The following is an 18,087-nucleotide window of genomic DNA, read 5'->3' as shown; positions in this document are numbered from 1 at the left end:
CCTCCAGATCCGGCCTAAAGTTGCCCGCTGGCGATAGGATGCATGGTAAGAGGGGGCAGCAGGACGCCGCACCATGATGCGCGCCGTAAAATCCGAGGCACACGATGGATGACGAACCGAAAACCCCGGCCGAATTGAAGGAGATCCGGCTGAACCGAAGGGCCGCCCAGGATGCCGAAGGCATCAAGGCGATGGCCGATATCGCGGCAGCCGATATCGCGATACGAAAGCGCACGGCGACCCTGCGCGAGGAACGATTGGCGCGCGAAGCCGCCGACCGCGAAAAGCCGCCGGAGCCGAAGGCCAAGGCCAAACCCAAGAAAAAGAAGACAACCTGAATGTCAAAAGAAGACCGCGACCGCGCCGATGCGCGTTTCAACAAGGCCGCGCGTGCGGCCAACGACGCCAAGGTCGTGAAATCCGATCGTGACGTGACGACCAAAGCCGTGCTCGACAACATGGCCAGGCTGAAAGCCTTGCGCCTCGCGCGCGAAGCCACCGCACCGCCCGCGGCGGTCAAGAAGCCGCGCGCCAAGTCGTCGACGTCGTCGGCCAAGAAGACCGAAGAAAAGGGCCCGGTACTGGCGGATTGGCTGGCCGGGCGGCAGAGCGGCGGCCACCGGACCTAGTCGTTTTTTCTCCCCTCCTCCCGCGAAGCGGTGGGGAGGGGTCGGGGGTGGGGGGTGGGGGGTCTATCGGCGCGTACAACTGGCAGCGAGTCCGCGGAAGCACCCCCCACCCCCGACCCCTCCCCGCCACGCGCAAGAGCGCGTGGAGGGAGGGGAGCAAAAAAGACGTTACACCGGCGCCGGCCACTCGATCATCGAGCGGGTCTTGGTGGCGGCGTCGTAAACCTGCACCTGAAGCATCTGGTACTGATTCTTCAACGCCATGCCGGCCTCTTCGGCGGCTTCGACGGTGTCGTGGTGCGACTTGAAGTGGCCGTCCACCACCAGCGAATAACCCTCGGTCGGCGCTTTGTCGGCGCGAATGATTTTACGCGGCTGCTGTTCTTCGGCTTCGATCTTCGGCTTTTTCATCGGGGCTCCAGATCACGATCCGGTCGGATCATGATTTCATTTCGTTGATTGGGCATGATGTTCGGGCAAACGCTTCGCGTTTGACCCGAGGGAAAACCGGTTCCCGCCTTGCGCTTGTGCGGCGCTTCGGGTCCGGATCATGCTCGGGCTGTGCCTCCCTTTACACCGAACGCCGGAAAAAGGCAGGAAAGATTGTCCAACTGCGGCTAATATACTCATCAAACGTGGCGAAATGAGCCGATTTGAGGGACCACATGGGCGGAACCGGTAAAAAGAGCGAGCCTCCTCCCAAGGACGGCAGCAAGGACGGCGGCAAACCCCGGAAGCCGCCGCCTCGACCGGTCGAGGACGACGATGACGAGGATGGCGACATCGCCACCCCGAAACGCGACCGCAGCGGCGACGACGACGAGCCGCTGTAGAGCACCACAAGTCGCAAAACATAAAAGGTGTCATCACCCGGCACTTGACCGGGTGACCCAGTATTCCAGAGACATTCGAGATAAAGCGAGAGGGCGCGGCGTACTGGATCGCCCGGTCAAGCCGGGCGACGACGGGTGAGAGTTTTGGGACTCTAGCGAAATTCCCCACTCTCGATCATCCGGATACTCGCGATATCGAGCAGATGCGCGCCCCAGCCGCCACGGGCGAGCGCGACGCCGCGGCCGGGGGCGGCGAGCAACACCATCGCGATCAGCGCCAGCGGCACCGCGCTGATCCAGTCGAGCCGAAGCGGAGTCAGTTCCTCGGCGCTGCCGGCATAGGGCCCGCCGCCGGTCGCGAGATTCCAGCACTCCCTGATGATATCGCGCCGCGTGCCCCCGCGCGACGCGCATCCGAGCAACGCCTGCATCGCCAGATGCGTCCGCACGTCCGCGCGGCTTTCGCCCGCCATCGCGGGCACTTCACCGACCGAAATCCGCAACAGCAGTTCGACCAGATCGAACCCGGCGAGATACGCGCTCATCGGTTCGACCAGCCGCGGATTGCAATCGATCAGCAGCGGTGCCGCTCCATCGTCCCGCATGATGCAATCGACCGACAACGCGCCGTGCCAGCCGAGTGCTCGTCCGATTTGGGCGACGTGGCTGCGCAGCTGTGGCCTGGCAACGCTCTGCTTGATCGCCTCGCCGCCCCCGGCGCCGGCGGCGATCTGCCGATAGGCATGAAAACCGAGCAATTCGCCGCGGCAGAACACGGCTTGCGCCTTCTCGATGGCGCCCGGGACGAACGCCTGCACCAGCACTTCATCGGCGAACGCGCCGCGGGCGTTCAGATCCTGTAGCGCGCGATCCAGATCATCGCTGCTGCGGACGAACCAGATGCCGCGGCTGGCGGTGCCGACGGAGGTTTTGACGATGGACGGAAATTTTATGGCGTCGCGCAGTCCGCTCGGCGAATTCACGATTCGTGTCGCCGGCTGCGGCAGGCTCAATCGGTCGAGCAACCGGCTGAAGCCGGCCTTGCTGTGCGCGGCGCGGTAACTTGCAAAATCCGGCAGCGCCAGCCCGACGCGATCCCTCAGCCGCTCCTGCACGCGCGCGAACAAAAACCCCTGTTCATGGGTGGGCAGCAGCACATCGTATTGTCCGGTGGCCAACAGTCGCTCGACAAAGGCGAGGAAGCCCGCGGGATCGTCCCGCAGCCCGGGGCAGCGGTGAAATTTTCGGACAAAGCGCGAGAACCGCACCAGGCAGAATGGCGCGGGATCGCAGACCTCGATGTGGTGGCCCGACAGTCCAAGGATGGTGATCGCCTCGCGCGCGGACGTACTGTTTCCCTCGGGAACCAGCACCCGGAGCGGCCTTGGAACATGGGTTGACGCGGCCATTCTCTCGCTTTGCTGACGCGGCGTTTCCTTACCCTCCCCTGGAGGGGGAGGGTCGGCTCGCATCGCAAGATGCGAGACGGGGTGGGGTGGCAGTCCCTCAACGCGAACACTATCCGAAACGAGAGACTGTCACCCCACCCCGCTCGCTCCGACGATGCTGCGCATCGCCGAGCGCGATCAACCCTCCCCCTCCAGGGGAGGGTGAAGAACGGCACCGCCTTTCGCGCTTCGCGGGGGCTGCTATGCAGCGGTATTCATGGACAAATAACCGGTAGCCGGTATTTTGGCGCGCCTTGCCGGGCTGTTACCAACAGGGTTTTTAGCGCAGATATGGTCGACGTTCTCGCCGCACCGCAACAGGCCAAGACGGACAGTTCGCTGCGGACGCTGGCGGCGATTTCGCTGGCCCATTGGGTCAGCCATTTCCATCTGTTCGTGCTGCCGATGCTGTTCCCGTTCCTGAAGGAGCAACTCGGCGTCGGCTATATCGAGCTTGGCTTTGCGATCACCGTGCTCGGCATCGTCTCCGGCCTGACGCAAGCCCCGATCGGTTACCTCGCCGACCATATCGGCGCCCGAAAAGTGCTGCTGATGGGGCTGACGCTCGGCGGCCTGGCGCTGCTCATGCTCGGTCTCAATCTGAGCTATCCCTGGCTGCTGGTCTGCGCCGGACTGCTGGGGCTGGCCAACAGCGTCTATCATCCCTGCGATTACGCGATCCTGTCGGCGCATATGGATGAAGCGCGGATGGGCCGCGCGTTTTCGATCCACACCTTTGCCGGCTTCCTCGGCGGCGCGGTGGCGCCCGCCATCATGGCGGCGCTGGTGGCGACGGTCGGCGGAACAGGCGCGCTGATCGCTGCCGGCGCCGTAGGGCTGCTGGTAGCGCTGGTGCTGATCGCCATCGGCATTCCCGACGCCAGCGCCGCCGACCGCAAGGTCGATGGCGTGCAGCCGCCGAAACAAAGCATCATCACGCCGGCCATCATCATCCTGACGATCTTCTTCATGCTGCTTGGCCTGTCCAACGCCGGCATCAGCAATTTCGGCGTGGTCGCGCTGATGACGGGTTATGGCGAATCATTCTCGACGGCCAACCTGGCACTGACCGCCTTTCTTGCCTGCAGCGCCATTGGCGTGCTAGCCGGCGGCTATCTCGCCGACCGCACCAGCCGCCATGGACAGGTCGCCGCCGCGTGTTTTGCCATCAACGCGGTCATCATGCTGGTGATTGCGACCACCACCCTGCCGTCGCTGCTGCTGACGGGAATGATGGCGATCGCCGGATTTCTCGGCGGCGTGATCGCGCCGTCGCGCGACATGCTGGTGCGCAACGCCGCCCCGCCGGGTGCGGCCGGCCGCGCCTTCGGCATCGTCTCCACCGGCTTCAACCTCTCCGGCATCTTCGCACCATTGCTGTACGGCTGGATCATGGACCAGAGCCTGCCGCATTGGGTGTTCGGCGCTTCCGTCGTGTTCATGACGCTGACCGTGTTGCTGGCGCTGGTCACCGACCGCAAGCCCCGCGCCGCCTGATGCATTCCTGAGCCGCATCCCGGGCGGTTGACAGGTTGGTGCCGCAATCCATGATGTCGGCAACAAGATCAATCAGGGATGTAACGCCATGGCTTCCAATCCAGATCTCGTGATCCGTGGCGGCAGCATTGCCGACGGCCTCGGCGGCGAATTGTTCGAAGCGGATGTGGCTGTTACCAACGGCCGCATTACCGAGGTCGGTAAGATCGCAAGCACCGGAACCGAAGAGATCGACGCCCGCGGTAAACTGGTCACGCCGGGCTTCGTCGACGTCCATACCCATTATGACGGCCAGGTCACCTGGAGCCAGGACATCACGCCCTCGTCGCAGAACGGCGTCACGTCAGCGATCATGGGCAATTGCGGCGTCGGCTTCGCGCCGTGCAGGCCTTCAGATCATGTCCGGCTGATTCAGCTGATGGAAGGCGTCGAGGACATTCCCGAACCGGTGCTGAGTGCCGGCATTCCGTGGGCCTGGGAAAGCTTTCCGGACTACATGGACTGGCTGTCCAAACGCCGCTTCGACATGGATATCGGCGCGCAACTGCCGCACGCTGCGTTGCGTGTCTATGTGATGGGCGAACGCGGCGCCAACCGCGATCCCGCCACAGCGGAAGACAACCGCGCCATGGCCGCGCTCGCCGGCGATGCCGTGCGCGCCGGCGCACTGGGATTTTCGACCTCGCGCACCCTCAACCACCGCACTTCGACCGGCGACTACACGCCGACGCTGAAGGCCAGCGAGGACGAACTGACAGCGATCGCCGGCGCCATGCACAGGACCGGCCGCAGCGTGTTCCAGTTCGTGCTGGATCTGTCGACCCTCGATGAAGACCTGCCGATGATGCTGCGGGTGGCGGAGAATACCAAAATCCCGGTATCGTTCTCGATCACCCAGAACGACCGGGCGCCGCGGCGCTGGCGCCAGACGCTCGACACCATCAACGCGGCTTCCGCGCGCGGACTGTCGATCACGGCGCAGATCGCCGCCCGTCCGGTCGGGCTATTGCTCGGGCTGGAACTGTCGCGCAACCCGTTCCAGACCCTGCCGAGCTATCGCGCGATCGCCCATTTGCCGCTGGCCGAGCGGTTGCAGCGCCTGCACCAGCCCGAGGTGCGCGCGGCCATCCTGAGCGAGACGCCGACCGCGACCGACGATCCGCTGTTCTTCCGGCCGAACTACGACAAGATGTTCCTGCTCGGCGATCCCCCCGATTACGAGCAGCCGCCGGAAAATACGCTTGGCGCGCAGGCCCGCCGCCAGGGCCGGCAGCCGGAAGAACTGGCCTATGAGGCGATGCTGTCGGACCAGGGCCGCGGCATGCTCTACGTGCCGTTCCTGAATTACGCCGACGGCAATCTCGACGCCACGCGCGAAATGTTGTGCGATCCGAATTCGGTGCCGGGCCTCTCCGACGGCGGCGCGCATTGCGGCATCATCTGCGACGCCAGCTTCCCGACCTATCTGTTGACCCACTGGACCCGCGACCGCAGCCGCGGCGAAAAGCTCTCGATCCCGTTCGTGGTGGCGGCGCAGTCGCGCAAGACCGCGCTGTCGGTCGGCCTGCTCGACCGCGGCGTGATCGCGCCGGGCTACAAGGCCGACCTCAACGTCATCGACTACGACAGACTGCATCTGCATCCGCCGAAGGTGCATTACGACTTACCCGTAGGCGGCCGCCGCCTGCTGCAACAGGTCGACGGCTACGACGCCACCATCGTCTCGGGCGTGGTGACGCAGCGCGGCGGTGTGGCGACCGGCTCGCGGCCGGGCCGGCTGGTACGCGGCGCGCAGGGCGACGCCCGGAAGTTCGGCGCCGCGGCGGGTTAGCGGGCGGGCTTTCTTCTCCCCTCCTCCCGCGCGGCCCTTCGCCGCGTGGTGGGGAGGGGTCGGGGGTGGGGGGTGTTTCCGCGCATTCGACTGCCAGTGAGTTTGCTGAGACGCCCCCCACCCCCGACCCCTCCCCGCCACGCGCAAGGGCGCGTGGGAGGAGGGGAGAAGATTACGCCGCGTTTCTTCCCTGCGTCGCCTGTGCGGCCAGCAACCCCGCCTCCACCAGCGCGTCCCGTATCCGAGCAATTTCCGCCTCCGATATCTTGACCAGCGGTGGGCGCACCACCGCGCGCGGCAGTTTGCCGAGCAGCACCAGCGCTTCCTTCATGCGGTTGTGCATGTCGATGAAGGGATCGGCGTAGAACACCCGCGCCGTCGGATAGATCCGGTCGTTGAGCCGGCGGGCTTCCGCGAGATCGTCGGCCCTCACGGCGCGATAGAGCCGGGCCTGCAGATCGGCGATGACGCTGCCTGAGCCGGACAGCAGGCCGTTGCAGCCGAGCACCAGCGAACTCAGCAGCCATGCGCTGTTGGTGGTGAGCACGTTGATGGGACGCGCGCGCCCCTGGAGTTTGCGAATCTGGCTTTCGTGCTGCGGCACCTGTGGCGTCCAGTCCTTGATGGCGCGGATGGTCGGCACTGCGTCGAACAACCGTTCCAGCGTCGCGGCCGGGTAGCCCTGCCCTGTGGCCAGCGGATATTGAAATACGATCAGCGGCAGATCGCTCGCGTCCGCAATGGCCTTGAAATGCGCCAGCGCCATCTCCGGGGATTGGCCGAGCGTGAAGGGAGCCGGCGGAAACACCAGCAGCGCTGAAGCGCCGCCGGCCTGCGCCTGCCTGGCGATCCGCGCCGCCTGCAGGCTGCCGTCGGCCCAGACACCGTGAATGATCGGCAAGACGTCGCCGACTTCCTCGCCTGCGATCGCCATGACGCGGCGCTGCTCGTCCTCGGTGCAGGAGGCAACCTCGGTGGAGTGGGCGTTGATGGTGATCGCCGACAGTCCCTGCACCGAGCCCACGTCACGCAAGTGAGCCCGAAAACTCGGCTCGTCGATCGACAGGTCCGCATGGAACGGCAGCAGCACCGCCGGAATGACGCCATGAGGCACGAAATCGGGATGGCGGCTCATTTCTCGTCTCCTTCAGTGTTGTTCTTGCTTGCGCTCGGCGCTCCCCGGCGCAATCCGCATGCGGGTCGTCCGCAGATCCGATCCGAAAGGCATCAGTTCATAGGGCGGTTTCCAGCCCAGCAGCGCGGCCAGGCGCCGGCGCCAGGCATCCAGCGCCGGATAATCCGCCGCGATATCAAAGCCGGTCTCGTCAGGCGGATAGTACACATACCCCGCCATCGAGAAATCCGCGATGATCGGCCTGTCGCCGAGCACGAAGGCACGATCGGTCAGGTGCTTCTCCGCGATCGCGAAACTCGCCTCGGTGCGCGAGCGCAGGAATGCCAGGATCGCCGGATGCACCGGCTCCGACATGAACGACCTCTGAAAGCGATGCATCGCATGATTGTTGGTGAACTTGTGATTGTCGAACAGGATCCAGCGCAAGGCCTCGAAGCGCTCCTCGTCGCCGTCGAGCGCAAACTTGCCAGTGGTCTCGGCCAGCCAGACCAGGATCGCGCCGGACTGCGACATTCGCTTTCCGTCGACTTCAAGCACGGGGACCTCGCCCATCGCATTGGTACCGGCCCGCCAGTTCGCATCGCGGGTCTGGCCGCCGGCGAAGTCGACCCCGACCGGCTCCCAATCGAGGCCGGCGCAGTTCATGTACAGCGCCAGCTTGTAGGAATTACCCGAGGCGCCGATGCAATGGAGCCTGTAGCGGGCCATTTTTCCTCACGCGAATTTCGGCTGCGCCGCCTGGGCCAGCAGCCGCGTGCGCTCGGTGTTGGGCCACAGCAGCAGCAGGCCGAGCAATCCGGATGAGACCATGACGACGGCGTTGATGACGAAGCCGGTCATGTAGCCGTCGAGCGGCACCGCCGCATGCTTGATCACACTGCCCATCACGTACGGGGCCACAAAACCCGCCAGCGTGTAGATCGCGCTGTAGATCGCGATCACCGCGCCGCGCTGCTGCACCGGGGTGAATTCGCCGAGCATCGGCGGGCAGACCACATAGATCGAGCCGCACAGCCCGGAGCCGACCACCAGCAGCGCGATCTGCAGGCCGGCGCCGTTGACATGCGGCATCGCCGCCAGGATCAAGCCGCCGATGATCAGCGGCACCGAACCGAGCACGCCGCGGGCGCCGCGGGTGGTGTAGCCGCGTGTCAGCATCACCTGCGATATCCACCCCGTCAGCAGCACGATGGCGGCGCCGAACACCCAGGGCAGCACCGAAATCCACCCGGCATCCTTTTGCTCGAAGCCCAGCCCCTTGACGATAAAGGGCGTGAACCAGGTCAGGCCGAGCGACAGCGCCCAATAGGCGCCGAAGGTCGCGGCGCAGCAGCCGATGAAGGTGCGCGAGGTCAGCAGCTGGAAATAGGGAACGCGGGGATCGGCGGCGGACATCGCGACGGTCTGCACCAGCGGTCCTTCCTTGCCCATCACCAGCCACGCCACCACCCACATCAGGCCGACCACGCCGAGCGCGCCGAACGCGTAATGCCAGCTGTGATTGACGATGATCCAGTTCAGCGCGGGCACCGCGAGGATCACGCCGAACGCCGAGCCCTGCGACAGGATCGCGGTGGGCAGCGTGCGCTTCTCGTCGGGAAACCATTTGTAGATCGCATGCGCCGCCACCGAGAACGCCGGCCCCTCGCCGGCGCCGAGGATGATCCGGCAGATCACCAGCGTGGTGAAACTGACGGTGCCGACCATCGGGAACTGGGCCACCGACCAAACCACCGCCATCGCCAGCAGCACCCAGCGGGTATCGACGCGATTGACGATGAAGCCGACGACGATGGCCGAGGTCGAGAACAGCAGGAAGAACGAAGACCCGAGGAATCCGAATTGCTCGGGATCGAGCTTCAGCTCGTCCATGATCGGCGCACCGGCGAGGCCAACCACGATCTTGTCGGCGAAATTGACCAGCATGAACAAAAACAGGAGAAACGTGATTGTCCAGGCGCCCTTGGGCGTCGGTTGCGTGGTCATGAGCTCCCCCCTTCTTGATTTGCTGGCCTGTTGGTCGGCCTCGCCGGATGCTACCCGCGGGGCAAGCCGCAATGCAACTGGGCATTTTTTGGACGGATTTTCGGCCGCAGCTCCGTGCGCCCCCCATCACGATCGCGTCGCCGCCACGATTGAGACCGTGATCTCCCGAGGTGGCCTTGGTATACTGGGCTATCCCCGCAAGGGCACTCAAAGAGGCATCGAATCCGCTTGGCATTGCAACCGGCAATCCCATCGTGCTGAGCGTCAGAAACCTGACCAAGACCTATCGCTCGGCCGGCGAGCAGGTCGCGGTGCTGCGCGGGGTCAACCTCGATATCGCCGCGGGCGAGCGCGTCGCACTGACCGGCGAATCCGGCAGCGGCAAGAGCACGCTGCTGCATCTGATCGCCGGGCTGGATGCGGCCGATGGCGGCGAGATCAAACTCGCCGACGCTGATGTCGCCGGCCTCAGCGATGCCGGCCGGGCGGAATTGCGGCGCGACCGGCTCGGCCTGGTATTCCAGCAGTTCAATTTGATCCCGAGCCTGAGCGTTCAGGACAATCTGGCGTTTCAGTCCCGCATTGCCGGCCGTCACGACGCCGCCTGGCATGCCGAACTGGTGGATCGGCTCGGGCTCGGCGCGCTCCTGAAGCGTTATCCTGAGCAATTGTCCGGGGGACAGCAGCAACGGGTGGCGATCGGCCGCGCGCTGGCGACAAAGCCGCTGTTGCTGCTCGCCGACGAGCCGACCGGCAATCTCGACGAGGCGACCGCGGATGACGTGCTGGCGCTGACCCGCGATCTGGTGACGCGCACCGGCTGCGGCTTCCTGATGGTGACGCACAGCGAGCGGCTCGCCGCCACGCTCGACCGCCGGATTCATCTGCATGCCGGGCTGATCGCGTGAGCCGCGCGCTCTGGATTCTCGCGGTTCTGCTCAGCCACTGGCGGCGGCATCCGATGCAGCTGGCGACCCTCTTGATCGGGCTGGTCTCCGCGACCGCGCTATGGAGCGGCGTGCAGGCGCTGAATGCGCAGGCGCGCATCAGTTACGACCGCGCGGCCGCGACCTTCGGCGGCGCGCGAACCGCGATGCTGGTCGGCCGCGACGATACGAGCTTCCCGCAGGCCCTGTTCGTCGATCTGCGCCGCGCCGGCTGGCCGGTGTCGCCGGTGCTCGAGGGCCGCATCCAGATCGGCGGACGTTCGTTCCGGCTCTTGGGCATCGAGCCGGTCACGCTGCCGGGCGAGGTCGGCAACGCGCCGACGGTCGGTCGATCCGGCCTGCAATCCTTCGTCACGCCGCCCGGCGAAATGCTGGTGGCGCCCGAGGTGCTGGCCGATCTCAATCTGCAGGAAGGCGCGCGGCCTTCGACCAGCAGCGGCACCTTGTTGCCGCCATTGCGGGTGCAGCCGCAACTGGCGCCGGGCGTGCTGGTGGTCGATATCGGCATCGCCCAGCAACTAATGAACATGCCGGACCAAGTTTCGCGGCTGTTGATCGGCAAGGCAAAAGGCCCGCGCGCGGCACTGGAAGCCGTCGCCGGAGACAGGCTGCGCCTGGTCGAACCGGATGCGGAAAGCGATCTGGAACGGCTCACCGACAGTTTTCACCTCAACCTGACGGCGTTCGGCCTGCTGTCCTTTGTGGTCGGCCTGTTCATCGTCAATTCGGCGATAGGACTGGCGTTCGAGCAGCGGCGGCCGATGCTGCGAACGCTGCGTGCCTGCGGCGTGTCGGCGCGGATGCTGAACGCGGTGCTGGTGATCGAGCTGGTAGCGCTGGCGCTGATCGCCGGCATCATCGGGCTGGTCTGCGGTTACGTCATCGCGGCGTCGCTGCTGCCCGACGTCGCGGCGTCGTTGCGCGGACTCTATGGCGCGCAGATCCCCGGTCAATTGACGCTGCGGGGCGAATGGTGGATCGCCGGCCTCGCCATCTCGGTGCTCGGCGCGCTGGCGGCGGCGGCGGCAAGCCTGACGAAGGCCGCCCGTCTTCCGGTGCTGGTGGCGGCGCAACCGCAGGCCTGGCAACAGGCGCAGCAGCGCTGGCTGATGGTTCAGAGCGCGGTCGCGCTCGCCGTGTTCGCGTCCGCTGGCTTCCTGCTGTTGTATGGCGACTCGCTGGTGTCAGGATTTGCCGTGCTTGCCGCCCTGCTGCTGGCCGCCGCCCTGCTGCTGCCCGCGATCCTGGAGCGCGTTCTCTCGCTCGGCCAGCGTAGTGCGCGCCGCCCGCTCGCAGTGTGGTTCTGGGCCGACAGCCGCCAGCAACTGTCCGGGCTCTCGCTGGCGCTGATGGCGCTGCTGCTCGCGCTCGCGGTCAATGTCGGTGTCGGAACCATGGTGGAAAGTTTCAGCCGGACCTTTGTCGGCTGGCTCGACGGACGGCTGGCGGCGGATGTCTATGTCAACGCCAAAGACGACGCGCAGGCGACCGCGATCAAGGCCTGGCTGCGCGGGCGTGCGGAAGTCGATGCGATCCTGCCCGGCGGCCGCGCCGACGCGCAATTTCGCGGCGCGCCGATCGAGATTCTGGGCCTGCCCGATCACACCACCTATAGTGAGCACTGGCCCTTGCTTGAATCCAGCGCCAACCCCTGGGTTCGCCTGCGGCCGGGCGATGCCACCCTGATCAGCGAGCAACTGTCGCGGCGTTTGAAACTGGGGATCGGCGACCGCATCGAGGTGCCCACGCCCGGCGGCAACTGGCCGCTGGAAATCGTCGGCGTCTATGCCGATTACGGCAACCCGAAAGGCCAGATCGCCGTCAACTACGCCGCGCTGACCCGGCGCTTCCCCGGCATCCCTGCCACACGGTTTGGCCTGCAGGTAGCGCCACCGAAAATTCCCGCGCTGCTATCGGCATTGCGCGAAAAATTCGACCTCGGCGACCGCAGTCTCGCCGATCAGGCCACCATGAAGGCGGAGTCGAAGCGGATTTTCAATCGAACCTTCGCGGTGACCGCGGCGCTCAACACCTTCACCCTCGGGGTCGCCGGCATCGCGCTGTTGACCAGCCTGCTGACCCTGAGCAATTCCCGGCTGCCGCAGTTGGCGCCATTGTGGGCGATCGGAATCACGCGGCGGCGGCTGGCCGCGATCGAATTGACAAAAACCCTGTCGGTGGCGCTGATCACGGCGCTGCTGGCGCTGCCGCTCGGCCTCGCGGTGGCGTGGTGCCTGATCGCGGTGGTGAACGTCAAGGCGTTCGGCTGGCGGCTGCCGTTTCATGTGTTCCCGCAGCAACTGCTCGAGCTCTTGGGCGTGGCCATGGCGGCATCGCTGCTGGCCGCCCTGCTTCCGGTGCTGAAACTGGCGCGCATGCAGCCGGCCAGCCTGATCAAGATTTTCGCCGATGAACGCTAGCAGAACAATATCGCGCCGCGCCTTCGCTGGCGGACTTGCCCTGCTCGGGCTCGGCGGTGGCGCGGTACGCGCGCAGGGCTTTGCCGGGCTCGGCGAGAACGCGGAAGGGTTTGCGGCCGTCGTGCCCGGCAGGACCTTTGCGTTTCCCGCCGACCACGGCCCGCATCCGGAATTTCGCATCGAGTGGTGGTACGTGACGGCGAATCTCAGGGATGCCAGCGGCGCGGCCTATGGCGCGCAGTGGACGCTGTTTCGTCAGGCAACGCGCGCGGGCGCGCAAGCGCAGGGCTGGGCCAACCAGCAGATCTGGATGGGCCATGCCGCGGTGACATCGGCGAATACGCACCGCTACACTGAGGCCTTCGCGCGCGGCGGCGTCGATCAGGCCGGCGTCGACATAAGACCGTTTCACGCCTGGATCGATGCCTGGGAAATGCGCGGTGGCGAAGCAATGCGCGACGCCATGCTGGCGCCGCTCGACCTCAAGGCGTCGGGCGCCGATTTCAGTTACGCGCTGCGGCTCGACGCCGAGCGACCGCTGGTGCTGCAGGGCAACGCCGGCTACAGCCGCAAATCGGAACGCGGACAGGCCTCGTATTATTACAGCCAGCCGTTTTTCAACGCGAGCGGCCGCATCACGATCGGCGACAAGCCCGTCGAGGTCACGGGCCTGGCCTGGCTCGACCGGGAATGGAGCAGCCAGCCGCTTGGCCCGGACCAGACCGGCTGGGACTGGTTCTCGCTGCATCTGAACTCGGGCGAAAAGCTGATGCTGTACCGGCTGCGCCAGCAGGACGGACGCAGCGACCTGTTCGGCAACTGGATCGCGCCCGACGGCCGCTCGATCGAAATCGCTTCCGCCGACAACAGCATCACGCCGATCGTGATGACCGACGTCGCCGGCCGCAAGGTGCCGACCGCATGGCGCGTCGCCATTCCCGCCCGCGGCCTTGCGATCGAGACCACGGCGCTGAACGCGAAAAGCTGGATGGGCACCAGCTTTCCCTATTGGGAGGGCCCGATCAGTTTTACGGGCAGCCACGCCGGATTAGGATATCTGGAAATGACCGGGTACTGAGGCCAGAGACATCGTCATTCCGGGGCGCGCCTCTTGGCGCGAGCCCGGAATCCATACTCCCGATTCGTGGTTATGGATTCCGGGTTCGCTCACTTCGTTCGCGCCCCGGAATGACGTCGAATAGAGGAAATTGCGATGTACCACCTCACCGCGCTCGTCACCTGTCTCGCCATCCTGTTCTACTTCTTCACCGGCATCCAGGTGTCGCGAGCGCGCGTGGCGTTCGGCGTCAAGGCGCCGGCGACCTCGGGCCATCCCGATTTCGAGCGGGTGTTCCGCGTGCAGATGAACACGCTGGAATGGATGCCGATTTTCCTGCCCTCGCTCTGGCTGTTCGCGATCTATATCGGCGACTCCTACGCCGCCCTGCTCGGCATCATTCCCATCCGATGGTGGCAAGCACGAATGCTGCGGACACGCCGAATGTACAAAACGCGCTGCCGGGAACCGGCGCGGTCAGCCAGCTCTATTGGGGCGATCCCCCGGATACGCTCATGGCCGCCCAGGCGATCTCTCCGACCGGCGGCAGCCAGCCGCACAGCAACTTCCAGCCTTATCTCTGCGTCAACTTCATCATTTCCTTGTTCGGAATCTTCCCGCCGAGTTAAGAGGACATCATGGCCGATCCATTCGTCGCCGAAATCCGGATCTTCCCGTTCAACTTCCCGCCCAAAGGGTGGGCGTTCTGTAACGGACAGCTGCTGCCCCTGTCACAGAACACCGCGCTGTTCTCGCTGCTCGGCACGACCTATGGCGGTAACGGCAAGTCGAACTTCGCGCTGCCGGACATGCAAGGCAATGCTCCGATGCACCCCGGACAGGGTCCCGGTCTGTCGCTGCATGATCTCGGCGAACTAGGCGGTTCGACGACGGTAACGCTGCTCGAGTCGGAAATACCGGCGCATTCGCATTCGATGTCCGGATATCAAAGTGACCCGGCCGACAGGTTCAATCCAAACAACGCTTCGCTGGCCCGGTCGAACAATGGCCAGGCATATGGGCCGCCGAGCAACCTTACCCAGATGGCGTTCCAGGCGCTTCCTCCTGCCGGCGGCAGCCAGCCGCACAACAACATGATGCCGTACCTTACGCTCAACTTCAACATTGCCCTCCAGGGCGTGTTCCCGCCGCGCGGATGAGCGTTCCAAAGTGAGCGTTGCCGCAGCGATCGCGTGTAGCTGGGCGCGTGCGACCGACGCAGGCCTGGGTTTCCGACGTATCGCGGAAAGCGATCTGCCGTTTCTCGAGGGAGTCTATGCCTCGACCCGATCAGAGGAGCTCGCTGCCACGCCGCTGAGCGACGCGCAGAAGGCCGCATTTTTGGCGGAGCAGTTCCGCCTGCAGCACGCGCATTACCAGAAGTATTATCCCGACGCCGACTGGCTGATCACTATGCACGCGGGCGAAGATATCGGCCGCCTCTATATCGAGCGCTGGCCGACCCAGCATCGCATCATCGACATCGCTTTCCTGCCCGAGCATCGCGGCAAGGGATTCGGCGAAGCCCTGCTGCGCGACCTGATGGATGAGGCGGCCGCCGCGGGCAAGGACGTCTCGATCCATGTCGAGAAGTTCAATCCTGCCATGCGGCTTTACCGGCGGCTTGGATTCGCCACCAAGGAAGACAAGGGCGTCTACGACCTCATGCGCTGGACCGCCACGAACGACTGACCCGTGCTGCGCCGCCTCAGGTGAACACCGCGTGATAGCCGTTGCCGCCGGACATCGGCCCGACCGGCACCAGGAAAATTTCCATCGTACCGAGTGCGGGGTGCCGGACCGGATAGATCGCCTGCGGCAACGACGGACCCGCGGGAGCGACGAACAGCAGCGAAAATGCTCCGCCCTCGCGGATCGCCTGCCCGTAACGTTCGGTCCTTGCAAGCTTCAGCGGCACCGTTCCGACAGGCGATGTCATCTCGAACACGGCATCGAGATGCGGATCGAAATCGTCGAGCTTCAGCTTGCCCAAGTCTGCCGGTGACACCATTTCGATCTCCTGGATCAAGCGATGGCCATACCATGCCACGGTTGATGAGTCAGCGAAAATGCCGCAGGCCCGTTGCCCGCATTGCACCGCAACCGCCGGATAATGTTGGAATAGCCGGCCGGAAGGCGATATTGAGCGGACGGCCATTGCGCCAGGCCACGGCAACGCGCCGCGGGCCGATCGGACGATCCGAAACGAGGTCCACCATGCACGCGCCTTCGTCCCACCCGTCGTCCGGCGCCGTCGCGGCGCAGGAACCGAAATACGGCGCCGATCACATCGCGCCGGATTGCGCGGGCCAGAACTTCTACGCGCTCGATCGCGGCCTGCGCGACCTGCTCCGGCTGTATCTGCAGCCCAACGACTTTCGCCGGCTCGAGCCCCACTTCGACCGGCTCGGCGCCCTGGCCGGCGGCCGGCTCGACCAACTCGCCAGAACTGCCGACAAGCACCCGCCGGTGCTGCAGGCCCGCGACCGGTTCGGCCGCGACGAGGACTGGATCGACTACCATTCCTCCTACCGCGACATGGAGGCGATCGCGTTCGGCGACTTTCAGTTTCACGCCATGAGCCACCGCGCCGGCGCGCTCGGCATGAACCGCCCGCTGCCGGCGGTCGCCAAATACGCGCTGCAATATCTGTTCGTGCAGGCCGAGTTCGGGCTGATGTGCCCGATCAGCGTCACCGACACCTCGATCCATCTGATCCGCAAATTCGCAAGCCGCGAGTTGCAGGATTATTTGCTCCCGAAAATGCTGTCCGGCGACCTCGCCACGATGTGGAAAGGCACGCAGTTCATGACCGAGCGCGCCGGCGGCTCCGACGTCGGCGGCATCGAAACCATAGCCCGCAAGGTCGACGGCAAATGGCGGCTCGCCGGTGACAAATGGTTCTGCTCGCACGCCGACGCCGATGTAGCACTTTTGCTGGCGCGGCCCGAGGGCGCGCCAGCCGGCACCAAAGGGCTAGCGCTGTTCGCGATGCCGCGCCGGCTGAAGGACGGCAGCCGCAACGCCTACCGCATCGTCCGGCTCAAGGACAAGCTCGGCACCCGCTCGATGGCGTCGGGCGAGATCCTGCTGGAGGGCGCCGAGGCCTGGATGGTCGGCGAGGCCGATCGCGGCCTCAAGCAGATGATGGAGCAGGTCAATTTGTCGCGGCTGTCGCACGGCGTCCGCGCCGCGGCGATGATGCGGCGCTGCGTCAACGAGGCGCTGACCTGCGCGCGCGGCCGCGCGGCGTTCGGCAAGACCATCATCGAATATCCGCTGCTGCGCCGCCAGCTGCTCAAGATCATCGTGCCGGCCGAGCAGTCGCTCTCGATGTTCCTGTTTGCCGCCAGCGCGATGGACCGCGCCAATGCCGGCTCCAGGCCCGCCGAAGACTGTCTGCGCATCCTCACGCCGCTGCTCAAATTCCGCGCCTGCCGCGACAATATTCCGGTGGCGACCGGCGCCATGGAAGTCCGCGGCGGCAATGGCTACATCGAGGAATGGGTGCATGCCAGATTGATCCGCGACGCCCATGTCGGCGTGCTGTGGGAGGGCACCAGCAACATCAACGCGCTCGATATCGTCAGGCGCGCGGTCGGCAAGAGCGGCACCCACCGCACGCTCGCACTCGCGCTGACCAATCTGGTCAATCACGCGCGACTCATCCCTGTCGCCTTCCGCGATCGCCTGCGCACCGCGCTGGATCGGACGCTTGCCCTGGTCGAGCGCGTTGCGGCCGAGCCGGCTGAGGAAGCGAATGCGCGTCAAGCGGCAAGCGCGCTCTATCACGTCACCAGCGCCATCCTGATGACATGGGAAGCCGCACAGCCGGGCGCCGATGCCCGTCGCGCGCTCTATGCGCGGCTGGTCGTCGACCACCGCCTCAGCGCGCAGGATCCGCTGGCGCCGGGCGACGGCGAGTTCGAACGCGAGATCGCGGAACTGGTGCTTGCGGAACGGCCGGTGACGCTGGCGCAAGTTACGGGGTTGCTCAGCTAGTCGCAGCTCTCGCTTACCCTCCCCTGGAGGGGAGGGTCGACGCGACTGAAAGGAGCGGCGGGGTGGGGTGGCGGTCTCTCGTCTCACACGGTGCCCGAGTCGAGAGATCACCCCACCCCGTCTCACATGTCGCTGCGCTCCATGTGAGCCGACCCTCCCCCTCCTGGGGAGGGTGAAGGATTTCCAGTTCCCCTCCCCGCCGACTCCGCTAGATTGCTCCCATGGGTCGCAACAAGACCAGGACTTCCGGGAGGACGATCGTGCACAAGGGGCGTGTGGTTTTCGGCGCCATGGACGAGGTG

General features: G+C 65.5%; 18 protein-coding genes and 1 pseudogene. 13 read left to right on the top strand and 6 right to left on the bottom strand.

What is annotated here, in order from left to right:
• Positions 1 to 104: 104 nt before the first annotated feature.
• On the top strand, positions 105 to 338 hold the full coding sequence (locus Q7T45_RS04335; RefSeq protein WP_304739373.1) for a transcriptional regulator: 234 nt from the start codon (positions 105 to 107) through the stop codon (positions 336 to 338).
• Positions 339 to 629: a hypothetical protein gene (locus Q7T45_RS04330; protein WP_304868068.1), complete on the top strand. Its 291-nt coding sequence runs from the start codon at positions 339 to 341 to the stop codon at positions 627 to 629. It abuts the gene before it with no gap.
• 168 nt (positions 630 to 797) lie between these two features.
• Here the strand turns inward: Q7T45_RS04330 and Q7T45_RS04325 are convergent, their stop codons facing one another.
• Positions 798 to 1,040, bottom strand: a complete 243-nt coding sequence (locus tag Q7T45_RS04325; RefSeq protein ID WP_304868066.1) for a hypothetical protein — start codon at positions 1,038 to 1,040, stop codon at positions 798 to 800.
• A 254-nt stretch (positions 1,041 to 1,294) separates the two neighbouring features.
• Between Q7T45_RS04325 and Q7T45_RS04320 the strand changes: the two genes are divergently transcribed.
• The gene (locus Q7T45_RS04320; RefSeq protein ID WP_304868064.1) at positions 1,295 to 1,462 is read left to right on the top strand and encodes a hypothetical protein; all 168 of its coding nucleotides are present in this window, start codon (positions 1,295 to 1,297) and stop codon (positions 1,460 to 1,462) included.
• Positions 1,463 to 1,614: 152 nt separating this feature from the next.
• Here Q7T45_RS04320 and Q7T45_RS04315 read toward each other — a convergent pair whose 3' ends face one another.
• Positions 1,615 to 2,871: an ATP-grasp domain-containing protein gene (locus Q7T45_RS04315; RefSeq protein ID WP_304868061.1), complete on the bottom strand. Its 1,257-nt coding sequence runs from the start codon at positions 2,869 to 2,871 to the stop codon at positions 1,615 to 1,617.
• Between the two features lie 330 nt (positions 2,872 to 3,201).
• On the opposite strand from Q7T45_RS04315, the gene Q7T45_RS04310 reads away from it, so the two are divergent.
• Together Q7T45_RS04310 and Q7T45_RS04305 are read left to right on the top strand one after the other, a co-directional pair.
• Entirely contained in the window at positions 3,202 to 4,407 is a 1,206-nt protein-coding gene (locus tag Q7T45_RS04310) for an MFS transporter (RefSeq protein ID WP_304868059.1), read from the top strand.
• Between the two features lie 88 nt (positions 4,408 to 4,495).
• Positions 4,496 to 6,238 carry an amidohydrolase family protein gene (locus tag Q7T45_RS04305; RefSeq protein WP_304868057.1) on the top strand — a complete coding sequence of 581 codons (1,743 nt, stop codon included), beginning with the start codon at positions 4,496 to 4,498 and terminating at the stop codon, positions 6,236 to 6,238.
• Between the two features lie 172 nt (positions 6,239 to 6,410).
• On the opposite strand, the gene Q7T45_RS04300 is transcribed toward Q7T45_RS04305, so the two are convergent.
• Genes Q7T45_RS04300 through Q7T45_RS04290 form a run of 3 tightly spaced genes read right to left on the bottom strand, consistent with a single transcriptional unit; the run spans position 6,411 to position 9,359 of the window.
• A complete protein-coding gene (locus Q7T45_RS04300; protein WP_304868055.1) occupies positions 6,411 to 7,373 on the bottom strand; it encodes a dihydrodipicolinate synthase family protein in 963 nt (320 codons plus the stop codon).
• A gap of 12 nt (positions 7,374 to 7,385) precedes the next feature.
• Positions 7,386 to 8,081, bottom strand: coding sequence for a glutathione S-transferase family protein (locus tag Q7T45_RS04295; protein ID WP_304868053.1), 696 nt, complete (start codon positions 8,079 to 8,081; stop codon positions 7,386 to 7,388).
• A gap of 6 nt (positions 8,082 to 8,087) precedes the next feature.
• Positions 8,088 to 9,359 (bottom strand): MFS transporter, encoded by a 1,272-nt coding sequence (locus Q7T45_RS04290; protein ID WP_304868051.1) that lies wholly within the window; start codon positions 9,357 to 9,359, stop codon positions 8,088 to 8,090.
• Between the two features lie 254 nt (positions 9,360 to 9,613).
• Here Q7T45_RS04290 and Q7T45_RS04285 point away from each other — a divergent pair, with 254 nt between their 5' ends.
• From Q7T45_RS04285 to Q7T45_RS04255, 7 genes and pseudogenes are all read left to right on the top strand, one after another.
• Positions 9,614 to 10,267, top strand: a complete 654-nt coding sequence (locus Q7T45_RS04285) for an ABC transporter ATP-binding protein (protein WP_304868049.1) — start codon at positions 9,614 to 9,616, stop codon at positions 10,265 to 10,267.
• Positions 10,264 to 12,726: an FtsX-like permease family protein gene (locus tag Q7T45_RS04280; protein WP_304868047.1), complete on the top strand. Its 2,463-nt coding sequence runs from the start codon at positions 10,264 to 10,266 to the stop codon at positions 12,724 to 12,726. Before Q7T45_RS04285 ends, Q7T45_RS04280 begins: the two co-directional genes overlap by 4 nt.
• Entirely contained in the window at positions 12,716 to 13,804 is a 1,089-nt protein-coding gene (locus Q7T45_RS04275) for a lipocalin-like domain-containing protein (protein WP_304868045.1), read from the top strand. Before Q7T45_RS04280 ends, Q7T45_RS04275 begins: the two co-directional genes overlap by 11 nt.
• A gap of 135 nt (positions 13,805 to 13,939) precedes the next feature.
• Positions 13,940 to 14,185: pseudogene (locus tag Q7T45_RS04270) on the top strand (MAPEG family protein); the annotation flags it as partial.
• A complete protein-coding gene (locus Q7T45_RS04265; RefSeq protein WP_304868218.1) occupies positions 14,104 to 14,412 on the top strand; it encodes a phage tail protein in 309 nt (102 codons plus the stop codon). The pseudogene Q7T45_RS04270 and the gene Q7T45_RS04265, both read left to right, overlap by 82 nt.
• 9 nt (positions 14,413 to 14,421) lie before the next feature.
• The gene (locus Q7T45_RS04260) at positions 14,422 to 14,943 is read left to right on the top strand and encodes a phage tail protein (RefSeq protein ID WP_304868043.1); all 522 of its coding nucleotides are present in this window, start codon (positions 14,422 to 14,424) and stop codon (positions 14,941 to 14,943) included.
• A 10-nt stretch (positions 14,944 to 14,953) separates the two neighbouring features.
• The gene (locus Q7T45_RS04255) at positions 14,954 to 15,475 is read left to right on the top strand and encodes a GNAT family N-acetyltransferase (RefSeq protein ID WP_304868041.1); all 522 of its coding nucleotides are present in this window, start codon (positions 14,954 to 14,956) and stop codon (positions 15,473 to 15,475) included.
• 16 nt (positions 15,476 to 15,491) lie between these two features.
• On the opposite strand, the gene Q7T45_RS04250 is transcribed toward Q7T45_RS04255, so the two are convergent.
• Positions 15,492 to 15,794, bottom strand: a complete 303-nt coding sequence (locus tag Q7T45_RS04250) for a hypothetical protein (protein ID WP_304868039.1) — start codon at positions 15,792 to 15,794, stop codon at positions 15,492 to 15,494.
• Positions 15,795 to 16,000: 206 nt separating this feature from the next.
• Between Q7T45_RS04250 and Q7T45_RS04245 the strand changes: the two genes are divergently transcribed.
• Positions 16,001 to 17,785, top strand: a complete 1,785-nt coding sequence (locus Q7T45_RS04245; RefSeq protein WP_304868037.1) for an acyl-CoA dehydrogenase family protein — start codon at positions 16,001 to 16,003, stop codon at positions 17,783 to 17,785.
• Positions 17,786 to 18,087: the final 302 nt, after the last annotated feature.

Source organism: Bradyrhizobium sp. (assembly GCF_030646015.1).
Lineage (GTDB): Bacteria > Pseudomonadota > Alphaproteobacteria > Rhizobiales > Xanthobacteraceae > Bradyrhizobium.
Note: the sequence above shows the minus strand (reverse complement) of the source record. Positions and strands in the feature narration are given on the sequence as shown.